Origin of the sequence: Arthrobacter sp. S2(2024) (assembly GCF_036662515.1) — a bacterium.
In the GTDB taxonomy this organism is placed as follows: Bacteria; Actinomycetota; Actinomycetes; order Actinomycetales; family Micrococcaceae; genus Arthrobacter.
The window spans coordinates 290983-307164 of record NZ_JAYKZI010000002.1 but is presented as its reverse complement, the minus strand read 5'-3'; the positions used below and the strand labels follow the sequence as shown (position 1 = coordinate 307164).

The 16182-nt window shown below is 64.4% G+C and carries 15 protein-coding genes; 8 read left to right on the top strand and 7 right to left on the bottom strand.

All coding sequences use genetic code 11. The features are described from left to right. Positions 1 to 63 precede the first annotated feature (63 nt). The 5 genes from VLA65_RS05065 to VLA65_RS05045 form a co-directional block, all read right to left on the bottom strand. Positions 64 to 825 (bottom strand): MerR family transcriptional regulator, encoded by a 762-nt coding sequence (locus VLA65_RS05065; protein WP_306961083.1) that lies wholly within the window; start codon positions 823 to 825, stop codon positions 64 to 66. Between the two features lie 77 nt (positions 826 to 902). After that, the gene (locus VLA65_RS05060) at positions 903 to 1781 is read right to left on the bottom strand and encodes an anti-sigma factor (protein WP_332601943.1); all 879 of its coding nucleotides are present in this window, start codon (positions 1779 to 1781) and stop codon (positions 903 to 905) included. A 1-nt stretch (position 1782) separates the two neighbouring features. Beyond that, entirely contained in the window at positions 1783 to 2379 is a 597-nt protein-coding gene (sigK, locus tag VLA65_RS05055) for an ECF RNA polymerase sigma factor SigK (protein ID WP_332601942.1), read from the bottom strand. Positions 2380 to 2606: 227 nt separating this feature from the next. Next, the gene (locus VLA65_RS05050; RefSeq protein WP_059387528.1) at positions 2607 to 3074 is read right to left on the bottom strand and encodes a tRNA (cytidine(34)-2'-O)-methyltransferase; all 468 of its coding nucleotides are present in this window, start codon (positions 3072 to 3074) and stop codon (positions 2607 to 2609) included. Positions 3075 to 3118: 44 nt separating this feature from the next. Further along, the gene (locus VLA65_RS05045; RefSeq protein ID WP_284991540.1) at positions 3119 to 4072 is read right to left on the bottom strand and encodes a J domain-containing protein; all 954 of its coding nucleotides are present in this window, start codon (positions 4070 to 4072) and stop codon (positions 3119 to 3121) included. Positions 4073 to 4309: 237 nt separating this feature from the next. On the opposite strand from VLA65_RS05045, the gene VLA65_RS05040 reads away from it, so the two are divergent. Next, a complete protein-coding gene (locus VLA65_RS05040; protein ID WP_332601941.1) occupies positions 4310 to 5188 on the top strand; it encodes a diacylglycerol/lipid kinase family protein in 879 nt (292 codons plus the stop codon). On the opposite strand, the gene VLA65_RS05035 is transcribed toward VLA65_RS05040, so the two are convergent. After that, positions 5185 to 5616: a hypothetical protein gene (locus VLA65_RS05035; protein WP_332601940.1), complete on the bottom strand. Its 432-nt coding sequence runs from the start codon at positions 5614 to 5616 to the stop codon at positions 5185 to 5187. The genes VLA65_RS05040 and VLA65_RS05035 overlap by 4 nt on opposite strands. Before the next feature lie 90 nt (positions 5617 to 5706). Between VLA65_RS05035 and VLA65_RS05030 the strand changes: the two genes are divergently transcribed. Together VLA65_RS05030 and VLA65_RS05025 are read left to right on the top strand one after the other, a co-directional pair. Further along, positions 5707 to 6372 (top strand): helix-turn-helix transcriptional regulator, encoded by a 666-nt coding sequence (locus VLA65_RS05030; protein ID WP_332601939.1) that lies wholly within the window; start codon positions 5707 to 5709, stop codon positions 6370 to 6372. Between the two features lie 95 nt (positions 6373 to 6467). Continuing rightward, positions 6468 to 7733: a cysteine desulfurase family protein gene (locus VLA65_RS05025; RefSeq protein WP_306961073.1), complete on the top strand. Its 1266-nt coding sequence runs from the start codon at positions 6468 to 6470 to the stop codon at positions 7731 to 7733. On the opposite strand, the gene VLA65_RS05020 is transcribed toward VLA65_RS05025, so the two are convergent. Next, on the bottom strand, positions 7712 to 8950 hold the full coding sequence (locus VLA65_RS05020) for an NAD(P)/FAD-dependent oxidoreductase (protein WP_332601938.1): 1239 nt from the start codon (positions 8948 to 8950) through the stop codon (positions 7712 to 7714). The two genes, VLA65_RS05025 and VLA65_RS05020, sit on opposite strands and share 22 nt — an antisense overlap. A gap of 238 nt (positions 8951 to 9188) precedes the next feature. Between VLA65_RS05020 and mnmA the strand changes: the two genes are divergently transcribed. From mnmA to VLA65_RS04995, 5 genes are all read left to right on the top strand, one after another. After that, entirely contained in the window at positions 9189 to 10310 is a 1122-nt protein-coding gene (gene mnmA / locus VLA65_RS05015) for a tRNA 2-thiouridine(34) synthase MnmA (RefSeq protein ID WP_370872699.1), read from the top strand. 261 nt (positions 10311 to 10571) lie between these two features. Then, positions 10572 to 12200, top strand: coding sequence for an ABC transporter substrate-binding protein (locus VLA65_RS05010; RefSeq protein ID WP_059387532.1), 1629 nt, complete (start codon positions 10572 to 10574; stop codon positions 12198 to 12200). 115 nt (positions 12201 to 12315) lie between these two features. Next, complete coding sequence (locus VLA65_RS05005; protein ID WP_332601937.1) at positions 12316 to 13404, top strand: ABC transporter permease; 1089 nt, start codon at positions 12316 to 12318, stop codon at positions 13402 to 13404. Position 13405: 1 nt separating this feature from the next. After that, a complete protein-coding gene (locus tag VLA65_RS05000) occupies positions 13406 to 14440 on the top strand; it encodes an ABC transporter permease (protein WP_332601936.1) in 1035 nt (344 codons plus the stop codon). Beyond that, positions 14437 to 16146 (top strand): ABC transporter ATP-binding protein, encoded by a 1710-nt coding sequence (locus VLA65_RS04995; RefSeq protein WP_332601935.1) that lies wholly within the window; start codon positions 14437 to 14439, stop codon positions 16144 to 16146. The genes VLA65_RS05000 and VLA65_RS04995 overlap by 4 nt, the downstream gene beginning before the upstream one ends. The last annotated feature ends 36 nt before the right edge of the window (positions 16147 to 16182 follow it).

Here is a 16182-nt window from a genome sequence, read left to right as displayed (position 1 = left end):
GCGGCCCGTCCCCTGTGTTTCCAATGGGGACGGGCCGCCGTCGCGCTTTTCGGCAAGAGTGCCTTAACTGAGCTTTTGCGCTGCGTAGACCTTGATGCCTTCGAGCAGGTAGGGCGCCAGGCCTACCCGGACCTTGTCGTAATTTGCAGTGAACCGGGGGTCGTCCACGTACATCTGTCCCAGGCCTACGTAGGATTCGGCGTTTGGCGTCCAACTCGCGCAGATCCACTTGTAATGCCGGCCGACGGCGGCCTGGACGTCCGGGTGGTCCGCCGGAAGGGCGGCGTCGAAGCAGTGGGCAAGATCCTGGTTCAGCGCCGCGTACTCTTCCATGAACGCCTGCTTTTGGGCTGTGGTCATCGCCGAGTGCCGGGCGTTGCTCTCGTCGACGGCACGATCGCCCCAGCGCTCGCGAGCCTCGGCCTCGTAGGGGTTGTTGTCGAAATCCTTGAAGATGTTCTCCGCGGTCATGGTTTCTCCTTGACGTAGTGCTGCGATAGTGGCGTCGACCGTCCGGGACATCCGGTCCAGTCGGTCGCGCTCGGCCAGCAGCCAATCCCTGTGCACGGCAAGTGCCTCCACAGGGTCGGCCTGGCCATCCAGAACTTCGCCGATGGTCTCGAGCCCAAGGCCAAGTTCACGAAGCAGAAGGATCCGCTGCAGTCGCAGCAGCTCAGGCTGACCGTAATACCGGTAGCCGTTGGATCCTGTGTGGGCAGGCTCCAACAGCCCGAGGTGGCCATAGTGGCGCAAAGTCCGCGAGGAGACCTTGCTGGCCTTGGCCAGCTCGGAAATGGTCCAGGTACCTGCCTTGTCCTGCTTCATGTATCCAGCGTAGAAGTTGACGTAACGTCAAGGTCAAGCCCTGCCGCAAGAGCCAACGGCGGGCAGGGCCTCTCGCTCTAGGTGAGAGGTGCTGCAGCGACAGTGGGGAGGGTCGGTTTCTTGGAGCCACCCACGGGTTCAACCGTGATGCCGATGGACGCCGCGCTGGAAATGCCGGAGACAACCGCCGGATGGCTCAATGCCTGGGCATCCATAAGGCCCTGGGATACAGGGTCGGAGCCGTCCTTGGGAATGAGCCACATCTGATAGACCTTGCCGGCCGGGGGAGCGGGAACTCCGTTCATGCGGACTACCACGGCGTTCTTCGAGCTGGAGATGGACACGGTGGCGGTACCGCCACCGTTGACGTCGACGGTGGCTTGACGGACATCGCCGGCCTGCAGCACTTGGTTCACGGGATCGTTCTGACCGGCTACGTAGACGCCGACGCCCACGCCGCCAAGCGCAATCACCGCGGCAGCCGCAGCGGCTGCCACCCAACCACGGACGCCTCCGAAGCGTCGGCGATCCCGTCGGTTCCGTTCGGCGGCGAGGTCCACGACGTCGGGGGCAACGTGCGTTGCGGGTCCAGTCGGTACTTCGGGAACCGACGACGGCGCGGACGCTGTGCCGGTTTGTGTAGTTCGTGGTTGTTCCGGGAGTTGCCGCAGGATGTCCTGCAAGAGCCCGGGCCGCGGTTCGGCCTCGTCGGCGAAGGAAGCGGTGAGGGCTTCGCGTGACTGCCGGACCCGTTCGAGGAACGCCGAGCGTTCAGGCGCCGTGGCAATGTAATTGTCGATTTCAGCACGCTCGGCGTCGCTCAAGGCGTCGAGGGCATAGATCTCGGCAAGCTCCAAGGCGCGGCCTTCGGCAAGGTCCGTGGCTATATCGTTGGCAAACATCCTGCGGAGGCCTTCCTTCCCGAAGTTCCGTTTGTTGTCATCGTGTTCGGTCATGTCAGCTCACCCCCAGGCAAGTCTTGAGTCGGAGAAGTCCATCGCGGATGCGGGACTTGATGGTCGGAATCGCGGCACCGAGTTGTTCGGCGACCTCCCGGTAGGTGAGCCCGCCATAGTAGGCGAGCTGTACGGATTCCAATTGCGTTTCCGTCAGGGTGCCGAGGCAACGGGTGACGGCCTCGGCTTCAAGCCGGCTGCTGGCTTCTTCTTCCACTGAATCGTGGTCAAGGAGTTGGCTCGCGGCGCCGTATTTCGCTTCCCGGTCCGTGGCGGACTGGGCCGAGCGGACGCGGTCGATAGCGCGCCGGTGGGTGATGGTCATGAGCCACGCGAGCGGGCTGCCGGCCTCGGGATCGAACTTGGCCGCGTTCTGCCAGACCTGGATGAACACTTCCTGGGTGGTATCTTCGCTCAGGCCGGCATCCACCAGCACTCGCTTGGCCATGCCGAAGACCCGCCGCGCAGTGAGGCGGTAGAACTCGCTGAAGGCGACCCGGTCGCCGTCGGCCATCAACCCCAGCAACTCCGCAAGCTGCGCATTCGAGCCGGCAATCAGGCCGGGGGCCTCGGGGCCTCCCACATTCGGTGTATCCATCACCGTCCAGCATAGGTTGCTCGTGACCCTGGCAGTACCAGAAGCACTGCGGGTCTTGAGAGTAGTCACCTGTGCCCCTTCCGCGGCCGTCGCCCACCGGCCCTGCTTCGCAGGCCAGCTGCCTGCCCAGGCTGTTGGCCTGCATAGGGTATTCGGCGCAGGGGGAGCTTTGGATGGGTGACCCGCGGAGGTGACCTAGTGGATGTCCGGGCGGACGAGCAGGCCCGCTAGAGCTTCGCGCCCGCAAAACCGTGTTGGCGCCAGGCTTCATACACCGCGATAGAGGCAGCGTTGGCAAGGTTCAGCGAGCGCAGGGACGGCAGCATGGGGAGCCGGACGCGGGCCGTGACGTGCGGGTCCTGCTTCAGCCAGTCCGGAAGCCCGACGGACTCGGGTCCGAACATCAGGACATCGCCCTCCTCGTAAGCGATGTCCGTATAGGAGGATTCGCCGTCGGACGTGAACGCGAAGACGCGCTCGGGCTGCAAAGCCGCCCATGCGGCCTCGATGTCCTTGTGCACCGTGACCACCGCCAGGTCGTGGTAGTCGAGTCCTGCTCGGCGCAGCTTCGCGTCGGAGAAGTCGAAGCCCAACGGCTCCACGAGGTGGAGCTCTGCGCCGGTGATGGCGGCGAGCCGGATGGCGTTTCCCGTGTTGCCCGGGATTTCAGGGGTGTGGAAGAGGATGCGGAACACGTATCAATCCTAGCCAGCGAAAATACGGGGTGGCTCCTGCGGGCTCAGTGCATGCCGCGGAGCAACCGGGCAAGAACCGGGACAACCACGGTGTTGGGCACGGGGCCCGAACTCAGGAACTGCTTGAGGCCGCGGGCCAAACCGGAGGCGTTGACGATTTGCACCGAACCGAAGTCCCCGTCCTGGCGCCGGTAGTGGTCGATGACCGGCTCGTGGGGGTTGCCGTCCGGGCTGTGGACGACTACCCAACCCGTTACATTCAGTTCGGGGAAGATCTCCTGCATGTGGCGAACGATCAGCTCGAGCTGGGGCGGTGGCACCGAACGTCCGCCGTGCTTGAGCGCCACCCCGTCCCAGGCATAGGCGCCCTTGGGCAGCAGCATGGAACCGATGAGCGCCAGGCGGTAGCCGGCGAGGAGGGCGTGGTCGATGTGGCTGTCGTCCGAGGGGGAGCGGAGCCCGTTGACGAGCCGGGCCGACGGGATGGCAGGCAGGATCTGGCGGCTGATGAGCTGGACTGTCCGCATTTCGCGCTGAATGCGGGCTTCGGCCCCGAAGATTCCACGCTTCCGGGGAATCCCGTGGATCTGCAAGGCGGCCTCGCCCTTGGAGAGCAGGGGCACCTCGTGGGGATCATCGAAGGGCGGGACATAGACGGGGGCGTCGCCGGCCGTGTTGCGCGGGGTGTTCGGCCTGTGGACGCCGGTGCGGGTTTCCGGCCCTGGAGCGCCGGTCCCGGCGTAATCCGGCCTTTGCGCCGGGAAAGGGTTCGCCCTGCCGGAAGTGCCGCTGGCGTACCGCCGGTCGTACTCTGCGCGTCGCTTGGGGTCGATCAGGGTCTCGTACGCGAGCGTGACCTGCCGAAAGACCTCAGGATCCCCGCCATGGTCCGGATGGGCGTTCCTCGCGGCCTTCCTGTAGGCCACTTTGATCTCCTTGTCCGTCGCGGTGACGGGAACCCGGAGGATCTGATAGTGGGAACTGCTGCCCTGAGCCAACCACGGGCCTTTCTCTGGGATTCTGAAGTTTCCCGCCGTCCCGGTGCGGAGCGGCGATCTTGGCAAGTCTAGCCAGCCCACCATGAGAACGACGGCGGCCCGGGCTTTAGTTCCCCGGATCACGCCCCTACCGGTGGGATGATTCATGCTGTGAACTCCCCGGCCGGCCCCGATCATCCTATTCACCTGCCAAGTACCGGCCCTCACGGACTGAACGGATCTCTCCGCCGAAGGATCGTGCTGGCGGTCAATCCAACCGCAGCGTTTGGACGGCACGCCCTTGCCGGGGACGAGGCCGCCCGCTGCCTCCACGAGGCGGGTCTCGACGTCGTCGTACTTCGGCGCGACAGCATGGACGCCCTGCGGGAAGCGGTGGACGAAGCGCTTCGCACAGGCGCCGAAGCCTTGGTGGTGGTGGGCGGCGACGGCATGGTCCATCTGGGCGTCAACTCACTGAGCGGGACCGGGTTGCCGCTCGGGATTGTTCCCGTGGGTACGGGAAACGACGTAGCCCGGATGCTTGGGCTGCCTCTGCAGGATGTCGAGGGCTCCTGTGCCCGCGTGATTTCGGCGCTCGCCGACGGCGGCCGGGTGCTCGACGCCGGCCGCATCACCACCGGCGGACGGACCGTGTGGTTTGCGGGAGCTGTATCGGCGGGATTCGACGCTGCCGTCAATGAACGGGCAAACTCCTGGAGGTGGCCCCGCGGTGCACTCCGCTACACCCTGGCGATGCTCCGGGAGCTTGGATCGTTCCGGGCCATCAACTACACCGTGACTGCCGACGGCGCGGAAACGAAGGAAGGCGCCATGCTGATTTCGGTGGCCAACGCCCCATCGATCGGCGGCGGCATGCGGATCGTTCCGGATGCCGCGCCCGACGACGGTTTGTTGGATCTGTTTATCGTCAAGCCGTTATCCCGGCTGGCCCTCCTCGCTGTCTTCCCCAGGGTCTTCTCCGGCCGGCATACCTCGCACCCGGCGGTGGAAATCCGCCGGGTGCGTTCAGTGCGGCTTGCCGCCGAGAATGTGGTGGCCTACGCCGATGGTGAGCGGATCGGCCATCTTCCCTTGGACATCGACGTGGTTCCGGGCGCCCTGCGGGTATTGGCCTAAGCCTGGCCGTCAGCTTGCGAGGCGACGGCCAGGCGGTTGAGCGCGAGTGCGCCCACAAGCAGGCCGAAGTCGCGGAGGGCGACGTCGAAGAAGTTGCCCAGCACCAGCAGGTTCACGATGATGCCCAGAAGCCAGACCGCCACCAGGAGCGAGCCAAAGCGTGGCCGGACCGCCACCGCAATGCCGGCCACAATCTCCACGACTCCCACGATGTACATGAAGGTCTGGGCCGGGACGGGAATGACGGAGGTGGCCACGGGCGCCAGGTAGATCGTCCAGTGGGTGAGCACGTTGGTGAACTTGTCCAGGCCGAAAATGATCGGCGCCACGGTGAACACGGTCCGGAGGAGCAGGAATGCCTGCCGCTGGGGATCCATGGACATGAGCGATCCGGTTTTCGCCTGGGCCGGGGATGATGCAGTGTTCATGATGCCTTCTTTCTAAAACTGGATACTTTGATTTTAGAAAGTCCAAGGGAATTAAGCAATGAGTGTTGATTTTAGAGTTAAGCTTGATGCATGACCGGACTTCCCTGGCTGCGTCGACTCTCCGCTTTGGCATCCCTCGACGACGGCAACCGCCGCCGCCTGTACGAGCACGTCTGCGGGGCACGCGACGCCGTCAGCCGGGACGACGCCGCGATGGCCCTCGGGCTTCCCCGCAGCACGGCCTCCTTCCATCTGGACCGGCTGGTCCGCGACGGACTCCTGAGTGTTGAGTTCCGCAAGCTCGGCGGCAAGGTCGGTCCGGGTTCCGGGCGCCCGGCGAAGCTGTATTCACCTGTCGTTGAAGAGATCGGCGCCTCGGTTCCGGAGCGCCACTATGACCTCGCCGGTGAAGTGATGGCTTCTGCCATCCAGAACCTGATGGCGAAGGGTGGTTCCCCCCGCGAAGTGCTCCTCGAAACCGCCTACGCCCGCGGCCGCGAGGCCGGCAGTGCGGAGCCGCATTTCGAAGATGTCCTGGCAAGCTACGGTTACAGGCCGGAACCTGACGACGACGGCGGGTACTCCCTGGTCAATTGCCCGTTCCACCGGCTGGCCGAAAGCCACACGAGCGTCGTCTGCGCCATGAACGGCGCCTTCCTCAGCGGAGCGGCGGCCGTCTGCGGAATTGCCGAGGAGCGGATCGCCGACGACAACCGCGAAGGCCATTGCTGCGCCAAAATCCGTCCGGCATCCTGATCAGTCCGGCGGACTAGTCCCGATCGGAGAAGCGGCCCGTAAAGGCGTCTTCCGCCGCCGAAGCCCGGATCCGCCTGTCTCGATAGACTTGGGTAGTGCCTGTTTACCTGGACCATGCCGCCACCACGCCCCTTGCCGCCGTCGCCCTCACCGCCATGACCCGCGAGCTGGCACGGACCGGCAACCCGTCATCGTTGCACGCTTCCGGACGGCGTGCCCGGCGATCCGTCGAAGAGGCGCGGGAAGCTATTGCGGCTGCGGCCGGGGCGCATCCTTCCGAGCTCATCTTCACGTCCGGCGGCACCGAGGCAGACAATCTCGCCGTCAAGGGGATGTATTGGTCCCGCCACGACGAAGACGGCCGCCGCAAGCGGATCCTTTGCTCCGCCGTCGAGCATCACGCGGTGCAGGACACCGTCGAATGGCTGGAACGGCACGAAGGGGCCGAAGCAGTGTGGCTTCCTGTCGATTCCCAGGGCGTCGTGCGGCTGGACGCTGTACGGGCGGAGATCGAGCGCGATCCGGGATCGGTAGCCCTGGTCACCGTCATGTGGGCGAATAACGAGGTGGGCAGCATCCAGCCTGTCAAGGAGATCGCGGAAATCGCGGCCGCCCACGGCATCCCCGTGCACTCGGACGCAGTCCAGGCTTTCGGCTCGATTCCGCTGGGCTTCCGCGAATCCGGGCTCGCCGCGATGTCGGTCTCAAGCCACAAAATCGGCGGCCCCGTGGGCGTGGGTGCCCTGTTCCTGGGGCGGTCCACCAAGGTCACCCCTGTCCAGCACGGGGGAGGGCAGGAGCGCGACGTCCGCTCGGGAACGTTGGACACGGCGTCGATCGCGGCATTCGCCGCCGCAGCGGAGTGGGCGGCCCAAAACCTCGTGGCAGAGCGCGAGCGGATCAGCGCCTTGCGGGACCGGATCATCGACGGGGTCCGGGCCGCGATTCCCGAAGCAGTGCTGCGCGGCGCGCCCGGAGACGCCCGGCTGCCCGGCAACGCCCACTTCACGTTCCCCGGCTGTGAAGGCGATTCCCTGCTGTTCCTCCTGGACCTCGCGGGCATCGAATCATCCACCGGATCCGCCTGCACGGCAGGAGTCCCCAGGCCCTCGCACGTCCTGCTTGCCATGGGGTTGGACGAGGACACCGCCCGCGGGGCACAGCGGTTCAGCCTAGGGCACTCTTCGAACGACGCCGACGTCGACGCCCTGCTCAAGGCCCTGCCTGACGCGTATGCCAGGGCAAAGCTCGCCGGAATGGCCGGCCACGAGTCCAGCATCCAGACCGCAGGAACAGCGGCCCGCGGCCACGGTAGCGGCTCCGCCGGTCAGGCCGGCAATCAGCTCGCCGGCAACAACTGATCCAGCGGAACGGCAGGATCAGCCAGGCGGTCCACATCCACCGGGATACGCCCCGAAATGAGTGCCTTGACGGGCTTTTGTACCCGTTGCTGGTTGACGCTCATGCCTGCCACGACGGCGCCATCCCGTAGCCAGAACGCGAGGAAGGTGTTTTCCTCCAACGCGCCGCGGATGACGGGCACGGAACCTGCCGTGAGCGTGGGATATCCCCAGTACTCCATCGAGACGTCGAACTGGTCCGTATAGAAATACGGGACCACGTCCAGCATCGCGTCCTGTCCCAGCATCGCTTTGGCGGCGACCTTGCCGCCGTTGAGGGCGTTGGACCAGTGCTCGCTGCGGTGGTGCTCGCCCGTGAAGGGATGCAATGCATTGGCAACGTCTCCGGCTGCGAACACGTCCGGACTGCTGGTCCGGAGCGAAGCATCCACCACGATTCCGTTGCGGATCTCCAAGCCGGCTGCTTCGGCCAGGGCCGTATCCGGAACGACCCCGACGGCCATCACCACGAGGTCGGCAGGGAGGACCTCGCCGGAGTTCGTGACAACGGCGCTCGCCTTGCCCCCGACGCCGGTGATTTCCGCGGCGCTCGCGGGGAGCCGGAACTGGACGCCGTGCTTTTCGTGCAGGCTGCGGAAGAAGCCTCCCAGTTCGGGTCCGATGGCGACGCCGAGCGGGACGTCTTCCAGTCCCAGCAAGGTCACGGCGTTTCCGTAGCTGCTCGCGGCCGCGGCAAGCTCCATGCCGATCCAACCCGAGCCGATCATCACCACATTCCGGCCTCCTCCGGACAGTTCTTCCTTGAGCCTGCGGGAATCATTGAAGGTGCGGAACGTCATGACACCGGCAAGATCCGAACCGGGGAGCGGAATCCGGCGCGGCTGCGCCCCCGTGGCGATCAGGAGCTTGCTGAACGGAAGCTCGGATCCTGATCGCAGATGCACCGTGTGGGCGGCAGGATCGGCAGCCGCGACCGCCTCGCCAAGGAGGAGTTCGACGTCGTTCTCCCCGTACCAGCCGGCCGCCAGCACCGGGACGGTATCCTCGCCGGCCTTGCCCAGGAGGAACTCCTTCGAGAGTGGAGGGCGCAAGTAGGGCTGTTCATTCTCGGCGCAGACCACGGTGATCCGGCCCTGGAATCCTTCGGAGCGCAGTGTCTTGGCAGCCGTGGCGCCGGCCAGTCCGCCGCCTGCAATCAGGATGTGTTCGGTGTCCATGGTGACTCGATTCGCGGGGCGTTGGCGGTTCGCATGCGCGGTCTGCGTGTGCGTCAACGCGCGCGCAGCCGCGATCTAAAACTGTTAGTTTTGACTTTAGAATCGTCCGGGATGCTGGTCAAGGCATTTTTGGGGCGGATTCCCGCGGGCGCTAGAATAGTTGGGCGCGCTTACTCTCTTCAGCCGCAATTCTTCCCCCCACCATCAACAGAAAGCCAGCATGCGAGTTCTTGCAGCCATGAGCGGCGGAGTCGACTCCGCTGTTGCCGCCGCCCGCGCCGTCGAGGCCGGGCACGACGTCGTCGGCGTCCACTTGGCGCTGTCCCGCATGCCCGGAACGTTGCGCACGGGCAGCCGCGGGTGCTGCACCATCGAAGACTCCCGCGACGCCTGGCGTGCCTGCGACGTGCTGGGGATTCCCTACTATGTCTGGGACTTCTCGGAGCGCTTCAAGGAAGACGTAGTCCAGGACTTCATCGATGAATACGCGGCCGGCCGCACTCCCAATCCCTGCATGCGCTGCAACGAGCGGATCAAGTTCGCCGCCCTGCTGGAGAAGGCCATCGCCCTGGGCTTCGACGCGGTCTGCACCGGCCACTACGCCAAGGTCATCCAGGACGCGGACGGCAACCCCGAACTCCACCGCGCCGCAGACTGGGCCAAGGACCAAAGCTACGTGCTGGGGGTCCTCACCCACGAACAGCTCAAGCACTCCATGTTCCCGCTGGCGGAGACTCCCTCCAAGGCCGAGGTCCGCGCAGAGGCCGAACGCCGCGGCCTGTCCGTGGCGAACAAGCCGGACAGCCACGACATCTGCTTCATCCCGGACGGCGATACGGCCGGCTGGCTCGCCGAGAAGATCGAGATGACCACCGGCGACATCGTGGACGAGGCCGGAACCAAGGTAGGGGAGCACCCCGGAGCCAACGCCTTCACCGTAGGCCAGCGCCGCGGCCTCAAGCTGGGTACCCCCGCCGCTGACGGCAAGCCGCGCTTCGTGCTGGAAATCCGGCCCAAGGAAAACAAGGTGGTCGTCGGGCCCGAAGCCCTGTTGGCCATCGACGAGATCCGCGGGATCAAGGTGTCCTGGGCGGGCCTGCCCATCGCCGAGGTGGCTACCGGCGCCGAGTTCGATTGCTATGCGCAGGTGCGCGCCCACGGCGATCCGGTTCCCGCGAAGGCCTCGGTCGAGCGGCATGTCGACGACGCCGGCATCGAGCGCGAGGGCCTCGTGGTGACCCTCGTCGATCCCCTCCGCGGAGTGGCCCCCGGTCAGACCATCGTGCTCTACCAAGGCACCCGTGTCCTCGGCCAGGCAACTATCGACGTCGCCCGGTCGCTTCAGCGCGCGGAACTCTAAGCCCGGCCACTCGCCGCAGCGGGTGAATCCGCGCTCGCAAGACTGTTAGCGCTAACGGGCCTGTTTCATCAGCGTCCAGTGCGGCCTGCCGCTTTCCCCTAGCCGAGTATGCGCCAAAAGAAAAGTAAATTTTGTGTCTCAACTCACAAAATCAAACGTTTCACCAGAAAAGCTTCTGATTGAATCGTGGAGTCAGGAGTATGCGCTCCTAAGAAATTACCGACGGCGGTTCGCCGTATCCATCGAACAGAAAGTTCACTGATGGCATTGAACAAAAAAGCCTTGCGAAGCGCTATCGCGTTCGCGGGCATCTCCGTATTCGCTTTGACGGCCTGCACGGGCCCGGCGGGCGGCGGCGGTTCAGCTTCCTCAGCTGCCAGCGGTCCGATCGCTTATGGCACCACCGATAAGGTGACCGCACTCGATCCCGCAGGCTCGTACGACAACGGTTCCTTCATGGTGATGAACCAGGTCTATTCCTTCCTCCTCAACTCGAAGCCAGGAAGCGCCGACCCCGTTCCGGACCTGGCAGCGTCGGCGTCGTTCACGTCGCCCACCGAGTACACCGTCAAGCTGAAGCCCGGACTCAAGTGGGCCAACGGCCACACGCTGGACTCCACCGACGTCAAGTTTTCCTTCGACCGCCAGCTCAAGATCAACGACCCCGCTGGTCCGGCAAGCCTGCTCGAAAACCTGGACAGCGTCACCACCCCGGACGCCAACACGGCCGTTTTCAAGCTGAAGCTCGCCAACGACCAGACCTTCCCGCAGATCCTCAGCAGCCCGGCCGCGCCGATCGTGGACCACCAGGTCTTCCCTGCCGACAAGCTCCTTTCGGATGACGACATCATCAAGGCCAAGGCGTTCTACGGCCAGTACACGATCGACAGCTACAAGAAGAACGAGCTCATCAGCCTCAAGGCCTACCCTGACTACCAGGGTGTCCTGGGCAAGCCGGCCAACGACGCCGCAACGATCAAGTACTACGCCGAGCCGACCAACATGAAGCTGGACATCCAGCAGGGCAACATCGACGTTGCGAACCGAAGCCTCAGCGCCACCGACGTCGACGACCTCAAGAAGGACTCCAAGGTCAAGGTCAACGTTGGTCCCGGCGGCGAGATCCGCTACATCACGTTCAACTTCAACACCATGCCGTTCGGCGCCAAGGCAACCGGTGCAGACCCGGCCAAGGCACTTGCCGTGCGCCAGGCGATCGCCAACCTCGTTGACCGCCAGGCAATCGCCGACCAGGTCTACAAGGGCACCTACCTGCCGCTGTACTCCAACGTCCCCAGCGGTTTCCTGGGCGCCAACGAGTCGTTCAAGGATGCCTACGGCGACAACGGAAAGCCGAGCTTGGACAAAGCCAAGAAGGTTCTTTCCGATGCCGGGGTCAAGGACGTCGTCACGCTGAACCTCCAGTACAACCCGGACCACTACGGCAAGTCCTCGGGCGACGAGTACGCCATGATCAAGGACCAGCTCGAGAAGTCGGGCCTCTTCAAGGTGAACCTGCAGTCCACCGAATGGGTGACCTACAGCAAGGCCAGCCGCGCCGACGAGTACCCGCTCTTCCAGTTCGGTTGGTTCCCCGACTTCAGCGACCCCGACAACTACCTGACCCCGTTCTTCCCGAACGGCGGCTTCCTGAAGAACCACTTCAACGACCAGGCCGTGACCGACCTGATCAACAAGCAGCTGACCACCACGGACAAGTCGGCTCGCGAATCCACCATCAAGGACGCCCAGAACGCTCTGGCAAAGGACATTTCCACTTTGCCGCTGCTCCAGGGTGCCCAGGTTGCCATCTCGGCGAAGGGCGTGAACGGCGTCGACAAGACGCTTGACGCTTCCTTCAAGTTCCGACTGGGAACTATTTCAAAGTAAGCAGCCGGTAGGGGGAGGCGGGTGCCAACAGGTGCTTTGCCTCCCCTTATTGCTGATTGCCTCACATTTTGAGCAAAACCCCGCGCGATCCGCGGGCAATGAACTTTAGGTAGCAATGACAACACTTATAGAGGTGCCCGACGTCGAACCGGACGCGGTCGCTCCCAAGAGTAAATCAGCGGGCGGGGGTCTCGGCAGGTACATCGTGGTCAGGTTCTTCCTGATCATTCCCACGATCTTCATCCTCGTCACTCTGGTCTTCTTCCTCATGCGGGTCATCGGAGACCCCATCACCGCAGCCCAGGGCGGCCGGCTTCCCCCGGATGTCCTGTCGCAGCGAATCCACGACGCCGGTTACGACCGGCCGATCATCATCCAGTACTTCGAATACCTGGGCCAGTTGATCACCGGTAACTTCGGCACCACCATCACGGACCGGCGGCCCGTCGTCGAAATGCTGTCGACCTTCGGTGCAGCCACCCTTGAGCTCTCGATCAACGCGCTCATCGTGGCGCTCGCGGTCGGCATCCCGCTAGGCATGATCGCCGCGCAACGGCGCGACAAGGCGTCTGACGCTTTCCTTCGCTGCTTTGCCATCCTCTGCTACGCCACTCCGGTCTTCTTCTCCGGACTCCTACTGAAGCTGACGTTCTCCGTTTGGCTCGGGTGGCTCCCAGTGGCCGGTCGCGTATCCACCCGCACTGAGCTGACCATGGGCCAACTTGCCGCTCCCACCGGCATTTACTGGCTCGACGCCCTGCGCAGCGGCAATCTCACGGCACTCGGCGACGTCGTGTCCCACGCCGTTTTGCCCGCTATCGCGTTGGGCCTCCTGACCGCGGGTGTTTTCCTGCGACTCGTCCGGACCAACGTCATCGGGACCCTGGGCAAGGATTACGTCGAGGCCGGCCGTTCCCGCGGCGTCAGCGAGTTCCGACTCGTGACGAAGCACGCCTACAAGCCGGCGCTTATCCCCATCATCACCGTCATGGGCTTGCAGATCGCCCTGATGCTCGGCGGAGCCGTACTCACCGAGACCACCTTCGAATGGAAGGGCCTTGGCTACCAGTTGGTCCAATACCTGAACGCGAGGGACTTCGTAGCGGTCCAGGGCATCGTGGTGCTGCTGGCCGTCATCGTCGCATTTACCAACTTCGTCGTGGACGTCGTCGCCGCGCTGATCGACCCGCGAGTGAGGTACTGACATGAGCACCGCAACAATTTCAGGACGGAAGAGGTCCTTCCTGTCCGGACTTCCTGTCATCTCCCACGTCAAAAAGAGCGTCGGCCTCCAGCGGGGCATGCTCATCACCGGGCTTGTGCTGACCGGGCTCTTCCTTCTTTCGACCGTGCTCGCGCCGTTCATCGCGCCGTACGGCTATTCCCAGCTGAGTGACGCAACAGGCTCGTTCCCCACCCAGGAGGCTCCCGGCGGCAAGCACCTGCTCGGCACCACAGTCGGCGGCTATGACGTCCTCTCCCGCGTCCTGTGGGGTTCACAGACCGCGGTGACCGTGATCGTCGTCGCCGTCGTGATGTCCATCTTCCTCGGCGTGGCGCTGGGCCTCCTCAGTGGTTACTTCGGTGGCTGGCTGGACCGGGTGCTGGTAGTCATCGCCGATGCCATTTATGCCTTTCCTTCCCTGCTCCTGGCGATCGTCATGTCGATCGTCATCAGCCGTGGCCAGTCGAGCTTCTGGGGCGGCATCCTCGCCTGTTCCTTCTCGATCACCGTGGTGTTCGTTCCGCAGTATTTCCGCGTGATCCGGGCCGAAACCATCCGGCTCAAGGCCGAGCCATTCGTGGAATCGGCCATGGTCCTGGGCGCGTCCAGCCTCCGGATCATCACCCGGCACATCTTCAAGAACGCCACCAGGACGCTTCCATTGATGTTCACCCTGAACGCCTCCGAAGCGATCCTGACCCTTGCGGGCCTTGGCTTCCTGGGCTTCGGCATTGAACCGTCCTCGGCCGCCGAATGGGGCTTCGACCTCAACAAGGCCATGGCGGACGCGTCCTCCGGCATTTGGTGGACCGGCGTCTTCCCCGGTATCGCGATCGTCCTGACCGTGCTGGGGCTGACGTTGGTCGGCGAAAGCATCAACGATCTCAACGATCCCCGCCTACGCGGCCGCAAGCGTGCTGGGGGCAAGGCCTCCCGCTCCAAGGCCGCAGTTGGAACCGACGGCACGAACACAGGGGCCACCACCGCTCCTGAACCAGAAGCAGGTAAGGCATGACCACCAACATCGGCAACATTTCGGACCAGCCTCTGACATCCGGGCAGCCCGTCCTGGACATCGAACGGCTCAAAGTCACCTTTGCCACCGACAGCGGCGACGTCTACGCGGTCAAGGACGTCAGCCTCGAGGTCAAAGCCGGCGAAGTGCTGGCGATCGTAGGGGAGTCAGGTTCCGGCAAGACCGTCACGGCCAAGACCATTCTCGGCCTCCTCCCTGAAACGGCCATCAGCTCCGGGGCTGTGCTGATCAACGGCAACAACGTCATCAGCGTGAGCGCGTCCAAACTGCGCAAGATCCGTGGCCGCGACGTGGCCATGGTCTTCCAGGAGCCCTCAACGGCCCTGAACCCGGTGTTCACGGTTGGCTGGCAAATCGCCGAAGGCATCCGGGCACACGCCTCGGACGGACACCGCATCTCGGCCAAGGAGGCCAAGAAACGGGCCACCGAAGCCCTGCGGAAGGTGGGCATCCCCGATCCCGAAACCCGCGTCAACTACTATCCGCACCAGCTTTCCGGAGGCCAGAAGCAGCGCGTCGTCATCGCGGCCGCGCTTGCCTTGAACCCCGGTTTGATCGTGGCGGACGAACCGACGACGGCGCTGGATGTCACTGTCCAGGCCGAGATCCTTCAGTTGCTCCGGGACTTGCGGGACAAGTACGGCACCTCGATTGTGCTCATTACGCACAACATGGGTGTCGTTGCCGACCTGGCCGACCGCGTCGTTGTCATGTACCAAGGCGACGTCGTCGAAGAGGCCACCGCGAGGGTCCTTTTCGCCGAGCCGAAGCAGGACTACACCAAGAAGCTGCTGGCCGCTGTGCCGCACCTTGGCCGCAACTCAGCGTCCGAGGGGGCCACCGAACGGTTGCACCAGACCGGGAAGATCCTGGTCGAGGCCAAGAACCTCACCATCGAGTATCCGGGCCGCCTCGGCAAGCCAGGGTTCAAGGCCGTGGACAACGTCAGCTTCACGGTCTCCGAGAACGAGGTCTTCGGCCTGGTCGGCGAGTCCGGTTCGGGCAAGTCCACCATCGGTCGCGCCATAGCAGGCCTCAACAGGGCAACCGGCGGCAGCCTCAAGGTCCTTGGCTACGAAATGCTGGGATTCAAGGAGCACACGTTCAAGCCGCTGCGCAAGGACATCGGCTTCGTCTTCCAGGACCCGGCTGCCTCGTTCAACCCTCACCTGACCATCGGCGAGTGCGTCGCGGAACCGCTGCTGATCCATACCCACCCGAGCCCGGCCCAAGCACGCCTGCGCGTGGCGCAGTTGCTCGAATCGGTCCAATTGCCGGCGTCGTACGCTGAACGCTTTCCGCATGAGCTCTCGGGCGGGCAGCGCCAGCGCGCTTCGCTGGCGCGTTCGCTCGCGCTCAACCCGCGCCTCCTGATCGCCGATGAGCCCACCTCGGCCCTCGACGTTTCCGTGCAGGCAAAGGTCCTGGAACTGTTCAAGGACATCCAGGAAGAGTTCGGTTTTGCTGCGCTGTTCATCAGCCACGATCTCGCCGTGGTGGATATTCTCTCCCACTGGGTGGGCGTGTTGTACAAGGGCAAGCTCGTGGAGCAAGGGATCGGCAGCCAGATCATGGGCAATCCCCAGCACGACTACACCCGCAAGCTCATTGCCTCGCTGCCGGTGCCGGATCCTGACGAACAGGCCCGACGCCGGGAAGAGAACCGCGCGCTGCTGGGCATCTAGCCCTCCATCCAAGCGGCGATCCGCAAGAACGGACAT